This is a genomic window from Sorangium sp. So ce281, assembly GCF_051527395.1.
Taxonomy (GTDB): Bacteria; Myxococcota_A; Polyangia; order Polyangiales; family Polyangiaceae; genus Sorangium; species Sorangium cellulosum_B.
On record NZ_CP150322.1, the window covers coordinates 4086692 to 4105968 of the forward strand.

Below are 19277 nucleotides of genomic sequence, written 5' to 3' on the forward strand. Positions count from 1 at the left end.
GATGGCCCGTCGCGCGCTCTGGCTCGCCGTTTGGTGCGCGTCCATCCCGACCGCCGGGTGCGCCCCGAAGGCCGAGCCCCCCGCGCACGTCGCGCGCACCACCATCACCTTCGTCGGCTGGGGGATGCCGGAGGAGCGGGCCATCATGCGGTCGGCGCTCGCCGCCTTCGAGCGGATCCACCCGGAGATCCACGTCGAGTACACGCAGGTGCCCGGCGTCGGCCACGACTACCTCAACAAGCTCCGGTTGATGATCGTGGCGAAGCGCGCGCCCGATGTCTTCTACGTGCCCGACGGCGCGTTCGGCGAGATGGTCAGTCAGGGCGCCCTGCGCGACATCGACGGTCTCGTGCAGGAGAGCCGGACCCTCGACCTCGCCGACATCTGGCCGACTGCCCTGGACCGCTATCGCTGGAATGGCCGCGTCCTCCACGAGGGCAGCCTCTACGCGCTGCCGAAGGACATTGGCCCCACGGTGCTCTACTACAACAAGGACGAGCTCCACCGGCGCGGCGTCCCCGCGCCGGATCCCGAGGTGCCGATGACCTGGGACCAGGCCATCGCTGCCTTTCGCGCGCTCACGTACCGCGAAGGGTATGTCCAGCACTGGGGGATCACCGGATATCCCTATGAAGCCGCGGTGTGGTCCGCGGGCGGCGAGATCGTGGACGCCGAGCGGCGCCGGTGGCTCATGGACTCCGACGTGTCGATGGACGCGGTGCAGTGGTGCGCGGATCTGGCTCTCCGCCATCACGTGGCGCCCAACCTCGCCCGCGGCGGCGGCGCCGGGCAGAGCGAGCTCTTCGAGGCCGGGCTCGTCGCCATGCACATCGATGGTCGCTGGATGGTCCCGCGCTATCGCCGGATGCGCTTCGACTGGGATGTCGCGCCCGTGCCGGTCCCGGAGCCGGGCTTGACCTCGGTGAGCTGGTCGGGCTCCGTGGGGCTCGCCGTCAGCGCCGCGAGCCGGCGCATCGCCGAGGCGTTCACGTTGATCGAGTACCTGGCCGGCCCTGAGGGACAAGGCGAGCTGGCCCGATCCGGGCTCCAGGTGCCCAATCAGCGATCGGTCGCCGCGACCGCCGCCTTCCTCCAGCCCGGGCAGCGGCCGGCCCACGCCGAGGTCTTCCTGCGCGCCGCCGAGACGAGCCGTCCGAGCCCCGAGACCGAGCTGCCCAACGCCTTCTGGCACGAGGTCTTTTCGAGCTTCATCCCCGAGGTCTGGCGCGGCGAGCGGCCCGCGCGCGAGCTGCTCCCGGCCCTCGCGCCGGTCGTCGAGCAAACCATGCGGGAGAACAACCCCGGACCGGAGGCAGCGCGTTGAAGAAGCAGATACCGCGCGCCCGCGCCGAGGCGCGCTGGGGTTGTGCGTTCGTGGCGGTTCCCGTGCTCGGCTTCGTCGTGTTCGCGCTCGGCCCGATGCTGGCGTCGCTCTATCTGAGCTTCACCCGCTTCGAGGTGCTCACGCCGCCGCGCTGGGTCGGCCTCGATAACTACGCTCGCCTCTTCGCCAGGGATTTCTTCGCCTGGCGGACGCTCGCCAACACGGCCTTTTACCTCCTCGGCATCCCGGTCGGCATCACCATCTCCCTCTTGCTCGCGCTCCTGTTGAACCAGAAGCTCAGGCTCGAGGGGTTCTTCCGCACCGTCTATTTCATCCCCTCGGTGTGCTCGATCGTGGCCGCGGCGCTGCTCTGGAAGTGGATCTACAACGCGGATTACGGGCTCATCAACACGTACCTCCGCGCCCTCGGCGTCGCCGACCCGCCCGCGTGGCTCTCGAGCCCGCACCTGGTCAAGCCCGCGCTCGTCGTGATGGGGATCTGGAGCGGGCTCGGCTACAACATGGTCCTCTTCCTGGCCGCGCTCCAGGGCGTGCCGCGGTCGCTCCTCGAGGCCGCGGAGCTCGACGGGGCGAACGCCTGGCAGCGCTTCCGGCACGTGACCCTGCCGGCCATCAGTCCGATGACGTTCTTCATCGCCGTCACCAGCGTCATCGGCGGGCTGCAGAGCTTCGATCAGGTCTACGTGATGACGCGCGGCGGCCCGGAGTTCCGCTCGGCGACGTTCATGCTCTATCTCTACCTCACCGGCTTTCAGTACTTCCAGATGGGTTATGCGTCGGCGATGGCCTGGGTGCTCGGCGCGCTCGTGATGATCGTGACCGTGCTCCAGTTCCGCCTCGCCCGGCGCTGGGTGCACGATGAGTAGCAGCCGGAGGTCCCGAGAGCGCCGCGCGCTCCGGCTCCTCTCCTATGCGGTCCTCGCGCTGGTGGCCGTCTTCGTGCTCGCGCCCTTCGCGTTCATGATCAGCACCAGCGTGAAGCCGGCGGACGAGATCTACGCGGTCCCGATCCGCTGGATCCCGGCCCGCCCGACGCTCGCCAACTACCGGCAAGCCTTCGCCGAGATCGACATCCTCCGCGGCACCTGGAACACGCTCCTCATCGCCGTCCCCTCCACCCTCGGCGGCCTCCTCACGGCCTCGTTCGCCGGATACGCCTTCGCGAAGCTCCGTTTTCCGGGGCGTGACGCGATCTTCGCCGCGCTCCTGTCGACGATGATGCTGCCCGGCGTGGTCACGTTGATCCCGCAGTTCGTGGGCTTCGCCCGGATCGGCTGGATCGACACCTACTATCCGCTCATCGTGCCGGGCGCGACGGGCAGCGCGGTCGCGATCTTCCTGATGCGGCAGTACTTCGCGAGCATTCCGGACGAGCTCATCGAGGCCGCGACGCTGGACGGCGCGAACCCTTTCCAGACGTTCACGCGGGTGGTCTTCCCCCTCGCCGGGCCGGCGGTCGCGACGCTCGCGGTCCTCGGGCTCAAGGCCGCCTGGAACGACTACTTCGGGCCGCTCGTCTACATCACCTCTCCGCAGAAGATGAACATCCAGCAGATGATCGCCGGCACCCAGAACGCCTACGGCGGCGAGCCGGCCGTGCTCATGGCGGGCGCCTCCCTCGCGATGTTGCCGCTCGTGGTGCTCTTCCTGTTCGCGCAGCGGTACTTCGTGGAAGGGCTCGCGCGGACCGGGCTCAAGCGCTGACCCACGACCTCGCCCGGAAAGCCGACCCCCTTCGGTGAGCTCTGGCACGCTCCCCGTCCTGCGCATTCCCCGCCAGCCGCCCGGCCCGCTGCTCGCGAGGGGGAAGGCGAGGAAGGCGAGGCCGGCGTGGAAGGCGAGGGCGCGGCAGACGAGGGCCAGACGGAGGCCGAGGCGTCGGAAGACGTAGATCCGGGCGACGACGACGAGCGGTGATCGCGCTGGACCGCCGCCGCACGACCCTGGGGTCGCGGCGCGAGCGCATCCGCCAGGTATGCAAGCGACCATCTCAGGATCGAAAACTTCAGGGGCTCCCTTACGGGCAAGTCCTTGAAACAAGTACGGATGGGCCCTGGCCCGTGTCCTGCTAGGTAACCACGGCAGAGCGCCCGTGACGGCTTCCCCCCCGCCGTCGAATGGGCGCTCTGTTTTTTGTGGGCTGGCGCGGGAGGGCGCGAGGAGCGCCCGCTGGGCCGCTGCGGCTACGGATCCGCGGTGACGAGGGCGATGGCGTGGCCATCGTATCGCTTGCTGCCCGCGGTCTGGATCGCCGTCGCGCTCACGCGTCGCTCGGCGGCGAGCAGATCGCAGCGCCCTCACACCCTGGTCGCTCCCCGCGACAGCTCTCGGTTCTTTACGTTGCGCCCCCACCGCGCGCTGCGCAGCGCTTGGCGAGCAGCTCGGCGATGGCCTCTGTGTCGGCCGGCTTGCTCAAGTGAAGATCGAAGCCGGCGCGCCGCGCCTCGGCCTTGTCCTCGTCGCGGCCGTAGCCGGAGAGCGCCACGAGCAGGCAGCCCGCCGTCCCCTGCTCCCGGCGCGCCCTTCTCGCCACCTCGAACCCGTCGAGGAGCGGCAGCCCGAGATCGATGAGGGCGATGTCGGGGCAGAGGCGGCCGAACGCATGGATCGCGGCGAGCCCATCGTGCTCCATCCACACCTCGTGGCCATGAAGCTCGAGGAGCATCTTGAGGCGCTCCGCCGTGTCCAGGTTGTCCTCGACGACGAGGATCCGCAGTGGGCTCCCGGCGGTCGGCTCGCGCAGGCCAACCGGCTGCGTCTCGCGCGCGCTTCTGGGGAGCGCCGGCAGCGTCACGGTGAACGCGGCCCCCCGGCCCCGCCCCGCGCTCTCGACGTCGATTCGCCCGCTGTGCAGCTTGACAAGCTGCTTCGCCAGCCAGAGGCCAACGCCCAGCCCGCCCTGGGAGCGCGCGAGATCGGATGTCTCCTGCACGAACGCCTCGAACACGCGCGGTTGCATCGTTTCCTCGATGCCCACCCCGGTGTCCGTCATCCGGATGACGGCCTCTCCGGTCTCCGAGCGGCTCACCTCGATGCCGATCCGTCCGCCCGGCGGCGTGAACTTGGCGGCGAATGATGGCTTGGCATGATCGACCACGCCTCGGTCCACGAGGTGCTCGGCCCGACCGCAGGGAGCCTGCGCGGGCGCACCCTCGTGAACCTCACAACCAGCACGCCGAACCAGGCTCGTGAGCTGGCGGCGTGGTCGGCGTCCCATGGCATCGACTACCTCGACGGCGGGATCATGGCCGTCCCCGAGATGATTGGCGGCCCGGGTTCCGCGATCCTCTACAGCGGCTCGCAGACCGCGTTCGACGCACACCGGGCGCTGCTCGACCTGTGGGGTGAGAGCACCTACTTTGGATCCGACGCCGGCATGGCCTCGCTCCACGACTTGGCGATGCTCGCCGGCATGTACGCGATGTTCGCCGGCTTCCTGCACGGCGCGGCGATGGTCGGCTCCGAGGCCGTGACGGTATGGAACCGCACGCCGAGCCGGGCCGATGAGCTCGTCACTGCGGGAGCCACGCTGGCACGCACGCCGGCCGACGCCCTTGTGGCCAGCGAGCTGATCATCCTCAGCCTCACCGACTACCCGGCGATGTACGACATCCTCGGTGGTTCCACCGGCGCGCTGGCCGGCAAAGTGCTCGTCGACCTCAGCTCGGATAACATTATATCAACGATTTATCCATGCATGGAAGGGGCCGCCTTCACTCCACAGCCTGCGGGAGCGAGCATGTTCCGGTATGGCGTTCAGGGTCAGACAGTCCGGGCACTGAACGCTTACCGTAGATTTTTCGGACGGAAAGACCTTCGCCGATCGCTCTCGAGCGAGCGCCTCGCGAGCCGCTGTGCGCGGTGACTCAGCTCGGTGCGTGGCGTCTGAACGCAACACTTGCGTGCGCGCGAGGTGTGCTGCATGGTTTTGCGGCCAGCCGGTCGATTCTGAGCGGCTCGACGCGTTCACCTGGTCGCCGGGCTGTAGATGGCCTCCGAGAGGCTAGGACGTCGAAGGCCCCTTCTACCGCCCAGTGGCCGGTTGTCGGGGCGCCTCGGGTCGGCGGCGCTGCGCGACCGAGCGCGTTTGCCGCGAACCTGTGCGCGGGCAGCGCCGCGGCGCACGTCGGCGTGGACGCCGGCGTTGCGGGCGAAAGGGGGCTTCGCCTGCGGCGCTCACGCCGCTTCGCAGTTCGGGCTCCGCGCACGCGCGATGGGAGGCGCCTCGCTCGGGAGCCCGAGATGCTTGAGGCTGGCGACGATGACCTCGCGCTCGGAGATGTCGGCCACGAGCCTCCGCCGCCCGCCACACGGGCAGGCCAACACGTCCTCAAGGTACACCCTACGGAGCAGGCTCGTCCAGTCGATGCACGCCTCCGCCGCCCGCCACACGGGCAGGCCAACACGTCCTCGCGGTACACCCGACGGAGCAGCCTCGCCCAGTCGATGCGCGCACCGACTGGCTTGGTGACGCCGGTGCCGAGGCGAGTGCGCGGACCGCTCTGCGCGTCCGGGGCGCTCGCCTCCGAGGGGGGCGCGAGCGGCGCGCCGTCGCGCTCCACGCTCACGGCTACCGCAGCGCCGGACCCCGGCATCGTCGGCTTGCTCTTCGGAGGTTTCGGCGATGACCTCGTCGCGCTCGCCGCTGGCACACGCGACACCACTGCGGCGCGCCACGACGCGTGCGGCGCGAGCACGCCGGACAGGCGCAGCAACGGGTAGCGCGGTGGAGGGATGACCGCAGCCAGCCTGGCCATGAACGCGATGGGCTCGAGCACGAGGTGTGTGGCGCCGTTGCGCCGTGGCCTCCGAAGCCGATAGGCGATGCGGCCGTCGGGCAGCAGAGCGAGGCGCTCCAGGCTGAACGGCGGGCGCGCGCCGTAGCGGCACAACTTCTCGAACCCCTCGCGGTCGCCCGCGCGCACGGTGACGCCAGCGTGCACGTTGAAGCCGGAGACCTCCGCGGCCCAGGGGCTCCTCGCATCGGATCCGGAAGCGCTCCTCGTCGAGCGAGGCCTCCGAGCCCGCTGAAGGCACCGGCGCTCTCGGGGAGCGATCTCGATCGCGAGTCCCGCACGTGCGTGATCACCGGGACAGCGCAGCGATGCGCGAGATCCAGGTACCGCTCGCAGTCGAACACGGCGGCTGCGTGGGCGAACACGGTCGCCATCCCGGCGAGGCCGTCGTAGAGCCCCGTGCCCATCGGCTTGTAGTCGAACGTGTCCTCCCGGACTCCCTGAATGCTGACGCCGATCCACGTGCAGTCCTCCCGGCCGAGGATCGCTCCGTCGGCGAGCCGGGCCAGGAGCTGCTCGGCGACGGCGCGCACCACCGCTCGATCGAGCGCGCAGCCGGCGTCGAGCTCCCGGGGCTGCGCGTCGGCGCGGCCGGACCTCTTCAAGGTCCTCATCGTATCCCGGATGATCCGCACCTGCGCCTCTCGATGGCTGTCGCTGAACATGCTCAGCCGGGCCTTGAGGCCCCGGCAGCGCGGCTCGGCGAAGAACGGGCCGTCGAGGAGCTCGCCAGCGGCGTAGATCCCGGTCTCGATCGGATACCCGCGGTCGCAACCTCCTGCGAGGCAACATCGCCTTCGAGCAATGCGGAGGTCGCTTGGTGGTGGTGCCGCGGCGCTCACGGGCGAGCGTCGGCGCGACAAGCCTGGTTCCCAGGGTGCGCCTCGAGATGGACGCCGGCCCAGGCTCGGCGCCCATGACATGTCACGGCGGCAGCGTGACAGGCCCCATGACATGTCACGGCGGCAGCGTGACAGGCCTCATGACATGTCACGGCGGCAGCGTGACAGGCCTCGTGACATGTCACGGCGGCAGCGCGATAGATCCCGTGACATGTCACGGAGACGGCGCCCCATGGGCGCGGCGCCCTCGCCGGCCGCGTGGCGCGCTAAAGCGGAACCTTTCCGCGGACCTGCGCTCCGCGCCCGGCGCCTTCCGCGCTCCGCCGTGCCCTCCACCTCCGGGACAACCGACGGGCGCCGGACACGGCCGGCGCTCTGTGAGCGAGAATACGCGATTGGCCTGCAAAGTGCATTGTCTACCGGGTACAGCAGCATCGCCGTGCGCCAGGGGATGACCGCACAAGCGCTCACCGCTGCGTCGCATTGTTCCACGACGCTGTATCTGCGGCTCGCCGTCGCTTTGATGACGGCCATGACCACTGGAGGAGATCCTCATGAAGCTCACGAAGACTCAGCTGGACGCCTACAATCGAGACGGGTTCGTGATCATCCCGAATGTGCTGTCCGACGCCGAGCTCGGGCGCATCCGGGCCGATGCCCGCGTCGCGCTCGCCGAGGAATCGCCGCGCCGCGTCCTCGAGCGGGACGGGCAGACCGTGCGCGGTGTTCACGGCCAGCACAAGACGTTCGAGAGCTTCGCCAGGCTGGTCCGCCACCCTCGTCTCGTCGAGCCGTGCCGCCAGATCCTGGCGGATGAGGTGTTCGTCTATCAGTTCAAGATCAACCTCAAGGCGGCGTTCGCCGGCGAGCTCTGGCCCTGGCACCAGGACTTCATCTTCTGGCGTGAAGAGGACGGCTTGCCCGAGCCCCGGCTGGTCAACGTCGCTGTCATGGTCGACGACAACACGGAGTCGAACGGCCCGCTCATGTTCCTCTCCGGCTCGCACCGCGAGGGCGTCATCGAGGTGCGCCAGTCCGCGAGCCAAGGCGGGGCCTACGCGGGCGAACCGGCGTGGATCCACAACCTGACCGCAGACCTCAAGTACGTGCTGAGCCGCGAGCAGGTGCGCTACCTCGCGGCTCGCTACCCTGTACGGACCGCGGTGGGATCCGCCGGCTCCGTGCTTCTGTTCCACCCGAACCTCGTACATGGGTCGAGCAACAACATCACGCCGATCGACCGGTGCCTCATCCTGGTCACGTACAACAGCGTTCTCAATCGAGCTCACCCGGTCGCGACGCCGCGGCCGGAGTTCCTCGCGAGCCGTGACTACACCCCGGTCATCGCCGGCCCCGAGAGCATCCTCATGGAGTGATCACTTCCCCCACGAGCGGATCGGCTGACCAGGAGACATTTCCGACCGGCGCACGAGGCGCCGCGCCTTCGCAGGGAGTTTGCACATGCACACCGACACCTTCCATCACGTCGAGCAGCACTCGAACATCGTACAGCCCGAGCCCTGGGCTGCCTCTCCGGAGACCAGCCGGCGGCGCGCGGATGAGCTGATCCGGTGGGTGCGCGATTACGCCGAGCGGCGGATCAACTCCCGCCTTATCGACGAGCGGCGCTGCATCCCGCCGCACGTGATCCTAGACTTCGGCAACCGCGGCTTGCTCGGCATGCAGGTGCCCGAGTGCTATGGCGGGCTCGGCCTCCGCTGCGGCGACGCCCTCCGCGTCCTCGAGCAGCTCTCGGCGATCGATCTCACGCTCGCGATCGTCGTTCTGGACAGCATCCTCGGCGCGCACACCATCGGCCACCACGCGACCGAGGCCGTGCGCGGCGAGTTCCTCCCGCTCGTCGCGTGCGGCCGAGTCTTCGCCGCGGTGGCGATGACCGAGCCCAGGGCGGGCTCCAACCTCCGCGCCATCGAGACCAGGGCGGTCCCGGAAGGTAGGGGCGCGTGGCGCCTCCACGGCAGCAAGCTCTGGGTCGGCGCCGGCTCCGCCGCCAGCGTCATCCACGTCTATGCCCAGCTCTTCGACGAGCGCGGCCGCTCTCGTGGGCTGACGGGCTTCATCGTCCGCCAGGGCGCGGACGGGCTCCATATTGGGCCAGAGGCGCTCACCCTGGGGCTGCGCGGGTTCACCAAGAACACGGTGGTGCTCGACGGCGTCCGCGTGACCACGGCCGACATGCTCGGCGCGCCGGGCGGCGGAATGGAGGGAGCCCGGGACACGATGATGCTCATCCGCTTCTATTTGGGCGGGATGGCGGTCGGCGGGATGAAGCGCTGCGCGCAGCTCATGCTCCGCTACGCGGAGCGGCGGCAGATCCTGACAGGCAACCTCCTCGACAACCCCGTGACGCTCGCCCGCCTGAGCGAGCTCGCAGCCCGGATCACGTCGGTGGAGGCGCTGGCCACGCGGATCGCCGAGCTGCGCGACGCGGGCCGGAGCGTCCCCGCCGAGGCGTACATGGCCTGCAAGAACGCCGGCGCCGAGTCCCTAGGCTGGGCCGTCGATCAGCTCGTCCAGTTCCTCGGGGCGCGCGGCTACGAGGAGAGCAACCTCGTGCCGCAGATGTACCGCGACGCGCGCCCATGGCGCATCTTCGAGGGCCCGACCGAGGCCTTGAACATGGTGCTCGGCTCGGGCGCGCTGCACGCGGACCGGAGCCTGTACCGCTTCCTCGCCGAGACGTGCGCGTCGCCAGCGATCGCCCGCCGCCTCGAGGAAGCAGCCGCACGGGTGCGGGCCCGCGCGGGGAATGCCGCGACGCCCTTCGACGACCGGTCGACCGCCCTCTACTGGGGCAGCGCGCTCCTCGGGGATGCCACGACCGACGCGCTCCTCCTCGCCGCGGTCGAGAGCAGCCGCGGAGATGCGTCGGCCCTGCGCCCGGCCGCCGCGTGGCTCGGGGGACGCTTCGACGCGGCGCTCGCGGCGGCGTGCGATGGAGCCCGGGAGGAGGCCGCCCTCGTGAGCCGCGACGCGCTCGCGCTCCGCATCTCCCGCTACGCCGCCGCGGTCGGCGACGTCGAGCAGGGGCTGCCGGGCACCTGCGACGCGCTCGATCCCTACCTGCGCCGCAGGTTCGAGGAGGATCTTGCCTACTGGACGCCGCCTTCGCGCGCGCGTCGCGCGGAGGCGCCACGGACCACGCTCGCCGCGCCCGCAGGGGATCTCTGGCCAGGCGGCGCGCGCCCGGCGCGCACCGGCGAGAACGGCGCTGCCCACCCCCGTGGCGCCTCCGACGACGCGGCCTGCGTCCACGACCTGTTCGCGCGAGCGGCGGAGAGAGCTCCGAGCGCGATCGCGGTCGTCTCCGGCGCCCGTTCCATCACCTACGCCGAGCTCGACGCCCGCAGCAACCAGCTCGCGCACCACCTGGCCGCGCTCGGCGTCGGCCGCGAGGCGCTCGTCGGCATCTGCCTGGAGCGCTCGATCGAGCAGATCGTCGCGATGCTGGCCGTGCTGAAGGCGGGAGGTGCGTACGTCCCCATCGACCCCGCCGAGCCGGAGCCTCGTCGCGCCTACATCCTCAAGGACGCGAGCGTGGTGACGGTCCTCACGTCGGAAGCGCTCGCCTGCCGGCTGGCGTCGCAAGCGGCGCACGTCGTGTGCCTCGACGCCGACCGCACCGCCATCGAGGCTCGTCCCACCGCCGCGCCGGCCGCCGCCACGGGCCTCGGCCAGGCCGCGTACGTCATCTACACGTCGGGATCCACCGGCCAACCGAAGGGCGTCGTCGTGGAGCATGCCGCGCTGTCGCGCTTCACGCGCTCGGCATGCGTCGAGTACGGCATCGGCCCGGGCGATCGCGTCCTCCAGTTCGCCGCGATCAGCTTCGACGCTGCCGTCGAGGAGATCTACACCAGCCTGACCTCCGGCGGCACGCTCGTGCTGCGCAGCGAGGCGATGATCGGCTCGGCGCCCGCGCTCGTCGCGGCTTGCGCGGAGCTCGGGTTGACCGTCCTCGATCTGCCGACCGGCTACTGGCACCAGCTCACGGCCGAGCTCACCGCGTCCGGCCTGAAGCTGCCGCCCTGCGTCCGCCTCGTGATCATCGGCGGCGAGCGCGCGTCGCTCGCGCGGGTCCTCGCGTGGAAGGCGCATTGCGGGCCGTCCCCGCGCCTCGTGAACACCTACGGGCCCACCGAGGCCACGGTCGTCGCGATCACCTGCGACCTCTCCGCCGTCGACGAGCTCGGCGCCGAGGTCCCGATCGGGCGCCCGATGCCGCACGTCGAGGCGCACGTGCTCGGCCCGGCGGGCGAGCCCGTTCCCGGAGGGGTCGCAGGGGAGCTCTACCTCGGCGGGGCCGGCCTCGCGCGCGGCTATCACGGCCGGCCAGAGCTCACGGCGGAGCGCTTCATCACGAGCCCCTTCGATCCAGCAGCGCACGCTCGCCTCTACCGGACAGGAGACCTCGTGCGCTGGCGCGCCGATGGACACCTCGAGTTCGTCGGACGCGCCGACCATCAGGTCAAGATCCGCGGCTTCCGCGTCGAGCCGGAGGAGATCGAGGCCATCCTGGCCGAGAACCCGCTCGTGGGCGACGCCGCGGTGGTCGCCCCGGAGCACGCCGACGGCTCGCGCCGCCTCGTCGCCTTCGTCGTACCCCGGACGCCCTCGTCGAACCTTCCGCAGGAGCTGCGCGGCTTCCTCGCGTCGCGGCTGCCCGCCTACATGATCCCTTCGGCCTTCCACGCGATGGACTGCCTCCCTCGCACGGTGAGCCGCAAGCTCGATCGCCAGGCGTTGCTCTCGCGGGCGTCGCTGCCCGCGGAGCTCGCGCCCGCAGGGGACACTGGCATCGATCCGGCGGATCTCCCGCGCACCGCCACCGAGCGCGCCCTGGCCGCCATCTGGAAGGAGATCCTCGGCGCGGAGGTCGGCGTTCACGACAACTTCCTCGATCTCGGCGGCAACTCGCTGCTCGCGATCCAGGCCGCCGCGCGGATCAGGAGCGCGCTCGGCGTCGAGCTCTCGGTGGATGCGCTCTTCAGCGCGCCGAGCATCGCCGAGCTCGCCGAGCACGTCGACGCAAAGCACGCCCTCCGGGAGGAAGACGCCGGCAGCCAGCTCGCGGCGCGCCCGGCGGACGACGCCACCGCTCTCGCGGCGCCGCAGCACGAGCTCCCGCTCTCCCCCGGCCAGGAGCAGATCTGGTTCCTGCACCGCCTCCACGCCGGAGAGCCGCTCTACAACGAGCCTTGCGCGATCCGCATGCGCGGCCCCGTCGATGAAGGCGTCCTCGAGCGGTGCTTGGTCGAGCTCATCCGCCGTCACGAGATCCTGCGCACGGCGTTCGTCGAGAGGGAGGGTCGGCCGGTGCGGCTCGTTCGCACCCCTTCCTTTTCTTTGCGCGTCGTCGACCTGCGGGCGGTCCCTCCGGCGGACCGTGCGCCTGCGGCGCAGCGCCTCGCCGAAGAGCAAGCCCGGCTCTCCTTTGACCTCGGGGCACCTCCCCTCCTCAGAGCGACCTTCGTGCGCCTCGCCGACGACGAACAGGAGCTCCACCTCGTCCTTCACCATCTCATCGTCGATGGCATCTCCCTGTACCGCGTCCTGCTCGCGGAGCTCGAGGTGGCCTATGACGCCCTCTCCCGCGGCGCGACGGCGCCGCCGTGGCCGCAGCTCCCGGCCCAGTACGCGGACTTCGTCGCCTACCAGCGGGCCGAGGCCGAGCGGGCCGCGAAGGTCGAGCTCCCGTGGTGGATCGAGCGGCTCCGCGGCTTGCCCGAGCTCGAGCTCCCGCTCGACCGGCCCCGCCCGAGCGCCCCGCGCTGCAGCGGAGAGCGCGCGTGCATGGCGCTCTCGAGCGACCTCACCGAGGCCCTGAGGCGCCTCGGTCGCAGGGAGGGGGTCACGCTCTTCATGACCGTGACCGCCGCCATCTACGTTCTCCTCCATCGCTACACCGGCCAGCGCGATCTCGCGCTCGGCACGGTCATCGCGCAGCGCGGCCGGCCGGAGCTCGAGCGCGTGATGGGCTATTGCGACAACACCCTCGTCCTCCGCGCCGACCTCTCCGGCGATCCCACGATCGGCGAGCTCCTGCGGCGGGTCCGCGGCCTCAGCCTCGAGGCCCTCCAGCATCAAGCGCTCCCGTTCGAGGCCCTCGTCGCGGCGCTCCATCCCCGGCGCCACGCCGGCCGGAATCCCCTCTTCCAGGTGGCGTTCATCTCCCAGCCGCCGCTCGCGGCAGGCCCGCTCGGGTGGACGCTCGACCGCCTCGGCGTCCACACAGGCACCGCGAAGTTCGACCTCATGATCGAGATCGACGAGCGCGCGGAGGGGATCCTCGGTCGGATCGAGTACCGCAGCGATCTGCTCGCGGCAGAGACCGTGCGGCGGATGGCCGGCCACCTGGAGGTGCTGCTCGCCGCGATGGCCGAGGACCCCGCGAGGCGGATATCCGAGCTGCCCATGCTCACCCCCGGGGAGCGCCGGCAGCTCCTCGACGACTGGAACGCGACGGCGATCGAGCGCCCCTCCTGCTCCATCGTGGCGCCCTTCGAGGCGCAGGTGCGCCGGACCCCGGACGCCGCCGCCGTCGTCTTCGGAGCGGAGGAGCTCACCTATGACGCCTTGAACCGCCGCGCCAACCAGCTCGCGCGTCGCCTGCACCGGCTCGGGGTCCGCCGCGATACCGGCGTCGCCCTGCTCCTGGACCGGACGCCGGAGCTGATCGTCGGCGTGCTCGGGATCCTCAAGGCCGGCGCGGCCTATGTCCCGCTCGATCTCAGCTATCCTGCGGAGCGACTGCGCTTCATGTGCGCCGACGCCGGCGTCCGCGTGCTCGTCACCCGCGCGGGGCTTCTCCACCTGTTGCCGGACCACGGCGCCGAGGCGCTGTGCATGGACGCCGCCCAGGACCTCCTCTCGGCCGAGCCCGATCACGACCTGGACGACGAGGCCTCACCGGATCAGCTTGCCTATGTCCTCTACACCTCGGGCTCCACGGGGACTCCCAAGGGCGTCGCGATGCCGCAGGGGCCCCTCGTCAACCTCCTCGCCTGGCAGCTCCGCCAGACCGCGCTCGGTTCGGGCGACCGCACCCTGCAGTTTGCGCCGATCAGCTTCGACGCTTCCTTCCTCGAGCTGTTCGCCACCTTCTGGACGGGCGGCACCCTGGTCCTCATCTCGGAGCCGGCGCGCCGAGATCCGCTCGCGCTGCTCGGGGTCATCGCGGATCACCGCGTTGCCCGCATATTCCTCCCCTTCGTGGCCTTGCAGCAGATGGCGGTGGCCGTCGACCACGGCGCCCCGACCCCGGAGAGCCTGCGCGAGCTCTATGTCGCGGGCGAGCAGCTCCGGATCACGCCCGCGGTGCGCCGCTTCTTCGAGAAGCTCCCCCATTGCGTGCTGCAGAACCAGTATGGTCCCTCGGAGACGCACGTCGTGACCGCGCTCACGCTCTCTGGCCCGGCCAGCGCATGGCCGGAGTTGCCGTCGATCGGCCGACCGATCGACAACACCCAGATCTACCTCCTCGACCCTGCGGGGCACCCCGTCCCGATCGGCGTCCCCGGCGAGCTCTACGTGGGCGGCGCCGCCCTCGCGCGCGGCTATCTCGACCGGCCAGAGCTCACGGCGGAGCGGTTCCTCGTCGATCGCTTCTCCGCCGCTCCCGACGCTCGCCTCTACCGCACCGGCGACCTTGCGCGGTATCTCCCCGACGGCAACATCGCGTTTCTCGGCCGCACGGACGCGCAGGTCAAGATCCGCGGCTTTCGTGTCGAGCTCGACGAGGTCGAGGCCGTCCTGGCCCGCCATCCTGGCGTCGAGGCTGCGGCCGTCGCCGCCAGAGACGACGCGACCGGCGGCAAGCGGCTGGTCGGTTACGTCGTCCCGCGGGACGGCTGCGATGTCGGTGATCTGCGCGAGTTCATGAGGGCCACCGTCCCTGATTACATGGTCCCTGCGGTGATCGTCCCTTTGAGCTCGCTTCCGCTGACGCCGAGCGGGAAGGCCGATCGGCGCGCGCTCCCGGAGCCCGAGGGGCTCGCGGCCCCGACCGGCCGTGCATGGGTCGCTCCTCGCGATGAGGTCGAGCTCCGCCTCGCGCGCATCTGGTCCGAGGTCCTCCGCGTCAATCCCGTCGGTGCGACCGACGATTTCTTCGACCTCGGGGGCCACTCGCTCCTTGCCACGCTGCTGACGGCGCGCATCGAGCAGGAGTTCGGGCAGGCCTTCCCGCTCGCCGCCCTGTTCGGAGGCTCGACGGTCGAGCGCGTCGCGAGCGCCCTGCGCGCGCCCGCGCGTGCGCGCCCCTGGACGCCCCTCGTCCCCATCCAGCCGAACGGCGGGCGCCCGCCCTTCTTCTGCGTCGCCGGCTCCGGCGGCAACGTCGTCTACTTCCACGCGCTCGCGCGGCACCTCGGCGCGGATCAGCCCTTCTACGGCCTCCAGTACCCCGGCATTGACGGGCAGTCGCAGCCGCTCGCCACCATCGAGGCGCTCGCCGCTCATCACCTCGCCGCGATCCGCGCGTTCAGGCCTCATGGCCCCTATGCTCTCGGTGGCCACTCCGTCGGCGGCGCCATCGCCTTCGAGATGGCCCGGCAGCTCGAGCGCGAAGGCGAGCAGGTCGCCCTGCTCGCGATCCTCGATGTCCCGGCGCCCGTTGCCGAGAGCGACTGGATCGGCTTCCGGTGGGACCATGCCCGCTGGCTCACGGCCATCCTCGCTCTCTTCGAGCCGATGTCCTCGGAGGCGCTGCGCTCGCTCGACGAGGAGCTCCGGGCGAGGAGCCCGGAGGCGCAGCTCGAGCTCTTGGCGCGCCGGCTCGGGGCTGCTGGCGTCCTGCCCACGGACGCGGGACCCGATCGCGCGCGCGGCATCGCGGAGGTCATGAAGGCGAGCGATCTCGCGTACGGCCGCTACGATCCAGCCCACGTGACGGTGGATCGCATCGTGCTCCTGCGAGCCTCCGAGCCGAGCCGCTTCGACCCTCTCGTGGACCTTGGCCTCTTCGCGCGCGCGGCGGACGACCCGGCCTGGGGCTGGGGCAAGCACGCCTGCGCCGGCGTCGATATCCGCTGGGTGCCCGGCGATCACATGACGATGTTCGCCGAGCCCCATGCGCGCGCCGTCGCCCAGCTGCTCGCGCCGAGCCTCGAGGCCGCGGCCTCGACGGCGGGCCGTCCGGCTTGAGGCTCCGACGCGCTGACTGAGCTCTCGACGAGGCAGTCGTGACGGCGGTCCGTGGACGTCGTCAAGCCTGGATGTCTCGCTTCCCGAAGGCAGAAATCGCGACAGCATCAACATGGCGGCGATCTTCGAGCCCTCTTGCCCAGATCCCGGCGAGATCATCGCTGGCCGGCCTCGAGGCGCTTCATCCGCTCGAAGCCGCGCTCGCAGTCGGCGTTGCTCGTGCAGCCCTGCGCCTCCCTCGAGCGCCAGCTCCGCGCAGCAGCTCGTCAGACAGAGCCTGAAGCGGCGCTCGCTCGACCGTTACTCTTCCCGCAGAGATGTCTCAAGGGGACGCGCTGACACGTCGAGCAGGTCGCGCTCGGTCAGGATGCCAACGAGCCGCCGACGCTACCGTCGGCATCGTCCCCGGCGCCGCCCTCTGGAGGGTAGTGCCCGACTGCCTTGACAAACGCATCTGGGAACGCCCGGTACTCGATGGTTCCCGGCCCCTGTCCCACGGGGACGAGGCGCTGGCCGTCGAGGCAGAGCTGGTCATCGCCGTCGCACCGCACGCCGCGGATCTCCCCACGGCCCTGGGGCCGCGGCGCGAGTGCATCCGTCAGGTCTGCAAGCGACCATCTCAGGATCGAACGTTTCAGGGACTTCCTGACGGGTAAATCCTTGAAATGATTACGGAGAAGCCCTGGCCCGTGTCCTGCTAAGTGAGCACGTCAGAGCGCCCGTGACGGCTTCCCCCCCGCCGTCGAATGGGCGCTCTGTTTTTTTGTGGACCGGCGCGGGAGGGCGCGAGGAGCGCTTGGCCGCTACGGCTACGGATCAGCGGTGACGAGGGCGATGGCGAGGCCGTCGTATCCCTTGCTGCCCACGGCTCGTCCTACCGCGGCACGAGGACGCGGACGTCCCAGGGCGCGAGGTCCAGCGCGAGGGCGCCGGCCCGGAGGTGCGCGCCGGCGCCGCTCAGCGCGTCGCGCAGGCCGCCTCGCGCGTGGGCGGCGAACGGCTCCGGGACGGTGAGCCGCTTCCTCACCGAGCGCTCGCTGAAGTTCAGGACCACGAGCGCGAAGCGGGACGCGTCGTCGCCGTGCCTGACATAGGCGAAGACCTCGTCGTCCGGCCCCCCGGCGTGCACCGTGTGGTGCCCCGGCGACCGGAGCGCCGCGACGCTGCGCCGGAGCCGGATCAGCCGCTCGTAATGCTGCGCCAGCTGGCCGCGCGGGGGCCGTGAGACAGGGGCGAGGCCGCCGTACGGCTCGTACTCGGCGCCGAGCTCGTCGAACGTGTAGACGCACGGGATCCCCGGCAGGGTCAGCAGCGCCGCCGCGGCGACGCGCGTCAGCCCCGGCCCGTGGCGGGTGACGAAGCGCGCGCCGGTGTCGTTGTTGTTGAGGAACCTGAGCGTGCGCTCGGGGCGCTCGGCGCGCGCCGCGGTGGCGGCGAGCGCCGCGCCGAGCCGGGCCGCGATGCCCCGCGGCGCGCCGAACACGTCCTTCCAGGCCCAGTGTCCGAGCTCCTCGGTCCAGTCATACGCCGCGTCGAACCCGTTCTGCAGGTAGTACGGATCGCGCGCCGAGGCCTCGGCGATCAGCGCGACGTGCGGGCTCACGCGCCGGAGCTCGGCGGCCCAGGGGGACCAGAGCGCGCCCCGCCGCTGCTTGATGCCCCACGCGGCGTCGACGCGATAGCCATCGATGTCGAACCGGCGCACCCAGTGCAGCGACGCCTCGAGCATCCAGCGCGCCACCTCGGCGCTGTCGTAGTTCAGGTTCGGCAGGTGCTCCCAGTCGAAGTAATGCGTCGGCTCGCCGCCGTCGTCGCGATCGTAGAAGCCGAAGGTGTGGGCGCGGCGCATGCGCCGCTCGGCTTCCCGGAAATACGGGTGCTCGGCCGAGGTGTGGTTCGGCACGAGATCGAGCAGCACGCGCAGGCCGCGCCGGTGCGCGTCGTCCACGAGCTCGCGGAGATCTTGCTCCGTCCCGTAGTCGGCGCGCACGCTGAAGTAGTCGGTGACGGCATACCCGAAGTCGCCCGCGGGCGCGGCGAAGAGGGGAGATAGCCAGATCGCCGTGACGCCGAGCCGCTCGATCGCGGGGAGGGCGGCGCGGACGCTCCGGAGCGGCGGGTCGCCGAAGAACGGCGGCACGACGCCGTAGAGGACGGCGTCGTCGAGCCACGCCGGTGCGGCCCTGCCGGAGGCGGCCTCGAGCGGCGGCGCGACGCGCGCGGCGTCGCCTCGGCCGCGCGCGTCGCGCACCCTGAGCTCGACCAGCGCCTGATCGCCGGCGTCGGGCGCCGGCAGCTCGAGGCGAGCGCCCTGTCCGAGCGGCTCCGGCGCCGCGCCGCCGCGCACGCGGAGCCAGTCGAAGGCGACGATCTCGGCGCGGGAGCGCTCGCTGGGCTCGCTGCTCGTCGCGTCGAGGACGAGCTTGCCGCCGGCCAGCGCCGCGCGGGCGCGGGCGCGCGGCGTGTCCTCCAGCCGGACGCGGTAGGTGACGGGCGGAGACTCCAGGTCGCCCGCGCTCGCCTCCCGGCAGCGCGCGACGATCTCGTTCTCGCCCTCGAGCAGCGGGACGTCGGCGAAGAACCGCTGCTGCTCGATCGCAGCGGGGAACACGTCGCCGCCCACCCGGATCGCGCAGCCCTCCAGCGTGCCCGCCCCGGCGAGGGCGCCCTGGACGCGCGCGCTGAAGGCCCAGACGTCGGCGTCGCCGGCGTGCAGCTCCAGCCGGGCTTGCGCCGCTGCGGAGGGGCGCGGCGAACCCGAGGGGGTGACCGATTCGCACGAGGGCGCCGCCAGGAGCAGCGCGGCAGCCCATCCGAGCCGGGTGAGCGGCCGCGCGTGACGCGATGGGCCCAGGGCGCGCTGCCGGTGGGCGCCCGTGGCCGCGCCGATCGGCACGACCGGTCCAGATGGAGATGCGCAGGGAGAGGAGGCGGCGGTCGAGCGGAGGAGGCGTCTCAGCATGGGGGCGATGCGGCAAGCGGGGAAGCCCCTCTATTCCACATCCACCCCTGACGATCGCCGAAGCGCTGAGAGCACGGAGGTTTATATCGTGATCTTCTCGCTCTCCTCCATGTCCGCCGTGTCGTGGCCTCCACGGCGGCGCATTCCCGTGCTGGGGCTTCCCCGGC

At 71.2% G+C, this 19277-nt stretch carries 9 protein-coding genes and 1 pseudogene; 6 read left to right on the forward strand and 4 right to left on the reverse strand.

From position 1 onward, the window contains the following. Position 1 precedes the first annotated feature (1 nt). Genes WMF27_RS15515 through WMF27_RS15525 form a run of 3 tightly spaced genes read left to right on the forward strand, consistent with a single transcriptional unit; the run spans position 2 to position 3049 of the window. Positions 2 to 1324: an ABC transporter substrate-binding protein gene (locus tag WMF27_RS15515; RefSeq protein ID WP_437944230.1), complete on the forward strand. Its 1323-nt coding sequence runs from the start codon at positions 2 to 4 to the stop codon at positions 1322 to 1324. Then, the gene (locus WMF27_RS15520) at positions 1321 to 2211 is read left to right on the forward strand and encodes a carbohydrate ABC transporter permease (RefSeq protein ID WP_437944231.1); all 891 of its coding nucleotides are present in this window, start codon (positions 1321 to 1323) and stop codon (positions 2209 to 2211) included. Before WMF27_RS15515 ends, WMF27_RS15520 begins: the two co-directional genes overlap by 4 nt. Beyond that, positions 2204 to 3049 (forward strand): carbohydrate ABC transporter permease, encoded by an 846-nt coding sequence (locus tag WMF27_RS15525; protein ID WP_437944232.1) that lies wholly within the window; start codon positions 2204 to 2206, stop codon positions 3047 to 3049. Before WMF27_RS15520 ends, WMF27_RS15525 begins: the two co-directional genes overlap by 8 nt. 631 nt (positions 3050 to 3680) lie before the next feature. On the opposite strand, the gene WMF27_RS15530 is transcribed toward WMF27_RS15525, so the two are convergent. Beyond that, positions 3681 to 4442, reverse strand: a complete 762-nt coding sequence (locus tag WMF27_RS15530; RefSeq protein ID WP_437944233.1) for a hybrid sensor histidine kinase/response regulator — start codon at positions 4440 to 4442, stop codon at positions 3681 to 3683. Between WMF27_RS15530 and WMF27_RS15535 the strand changes: the two genes are divergently transcribed. After that, on the forward strand, positions 4431 to 5210 hold the full coding sequence (locus tag WMF27_RS15535; RefSeq protein ID WP_437944234.1) for an NAD(P)-binding domain-containing protein: 780 nt from the start codon (positions 4431 to 4433) through the stop codon (positions 5208 to 5210). The two genes, WMF27_RS15530 and WMF27_RS15535, sit on opposite strands and share 12 nt — an antisense overlap. A gap of 1 nt (position 5211) precedes the next feature. On the opposite strand, the gene WMF27_RS15540 is transcribed toward WMF27_RS15535, so the two are convergent. Next, a complete protein-coding gene (locus WMF27_RS15540; protein WP_437944531.1) occupies positions 5212 to 6477 on the reverse strand; it encodes a transposase in 1266 nt (421 codons plus the stop codon). After that, positions 6360 to 7097, reverse strand: a pseudogene (locus WMF27_RS15545) (lanthionine synthetase LanC family protein); the annotation flags it as partial. The gene WMF27_RS15540 and the pseudogene WMF27_RS15545, both read right to left, overlap by 118 nt. A 440-nt stretch (positions 7098 to 7537) precedes the next feature. Here WMF27_RS15545 and WMF27_RS15550 point away from each other — a divergent pair. Then, the gene (locus WMF27_RS15550) at positions 7538 to 8359 is read left to right on the forward strand and encodes a phytanoyl-CoA dioxygenase family protein (protein WP_437944235.1); all 822 of its coding nucleotides are present in this window, start codon (positions 7538 to 7540) and stop codon (positions 8357 to 8359) included. A gap of 85 nt (positions 8360 to 8444) precedes the next feature. Continuing rightward, a complete protein-coding gene (locus tag WMF27_RS15555) occupies positions 8445 to 16148 on the forward strand; it encodes an amino acid adenylation domain-containing protein (protein WP_437768098.1) in 7704 nt (2567 codons plus the stop codon). Between the two features lie 874 nt (positions 16149 to 17022). Here the strand turns inward: WMF27_RS15555 and WMF27_RS15560 are convergent. Then, complete coding sequence (locus WMF27_RS15560) at positions 17023 to 19044, reverse strand: alpha-amylase family glycosyl hydrolase (RefSeq protein WP_437768097.1); 2022 nt, start codon at positions 19042 to 19044, stop codon at positions 17023 to 17025. Between the last annotated feature and the right edge of the window lie 233 nt (positions 19045 to 19277).

Excerpts from the sequence above, each read along its gene's own strand:
- WMF27_RS15515 (WP_437944230.1), top strand. The coding sequence starts at position 2 with ATGGCCCGTCGCGCGCTCTGGCTCGCCGTTTGGTGCGCGTCCATCCCG.
- WMF27_RS15525 (WP_437944232.1), top strand. The coding sequence starts at position 2,204 with ATGAGTAGCAGCCGGAGGTCCCGAGAGCGCCGCGCGCTCCGGCTCCTC.
- WMF27_RS15535 (WP_437944234.1), top strand. The coding sequence starts at position 4,431 with ATGATCGACCACGCCTCGGTCCACGAGGTGCTCGGCCCGACCGCAGGG.
- WMF27_RS15550 (WP_437944235.1), top strand. The coding sequence starts at position 7,538 with ATGAAGCTCACGAAGACTCAGCTGGACGCCTACAATCGAGACGGGTTC.
- WMF27_RS15555 (WP_437768098.1), top strand. The coding sequence starts at position 8,445 with ATGCACACCGACACCTTCCATCACGTCGAGCAGCACTCGAACATCGTA.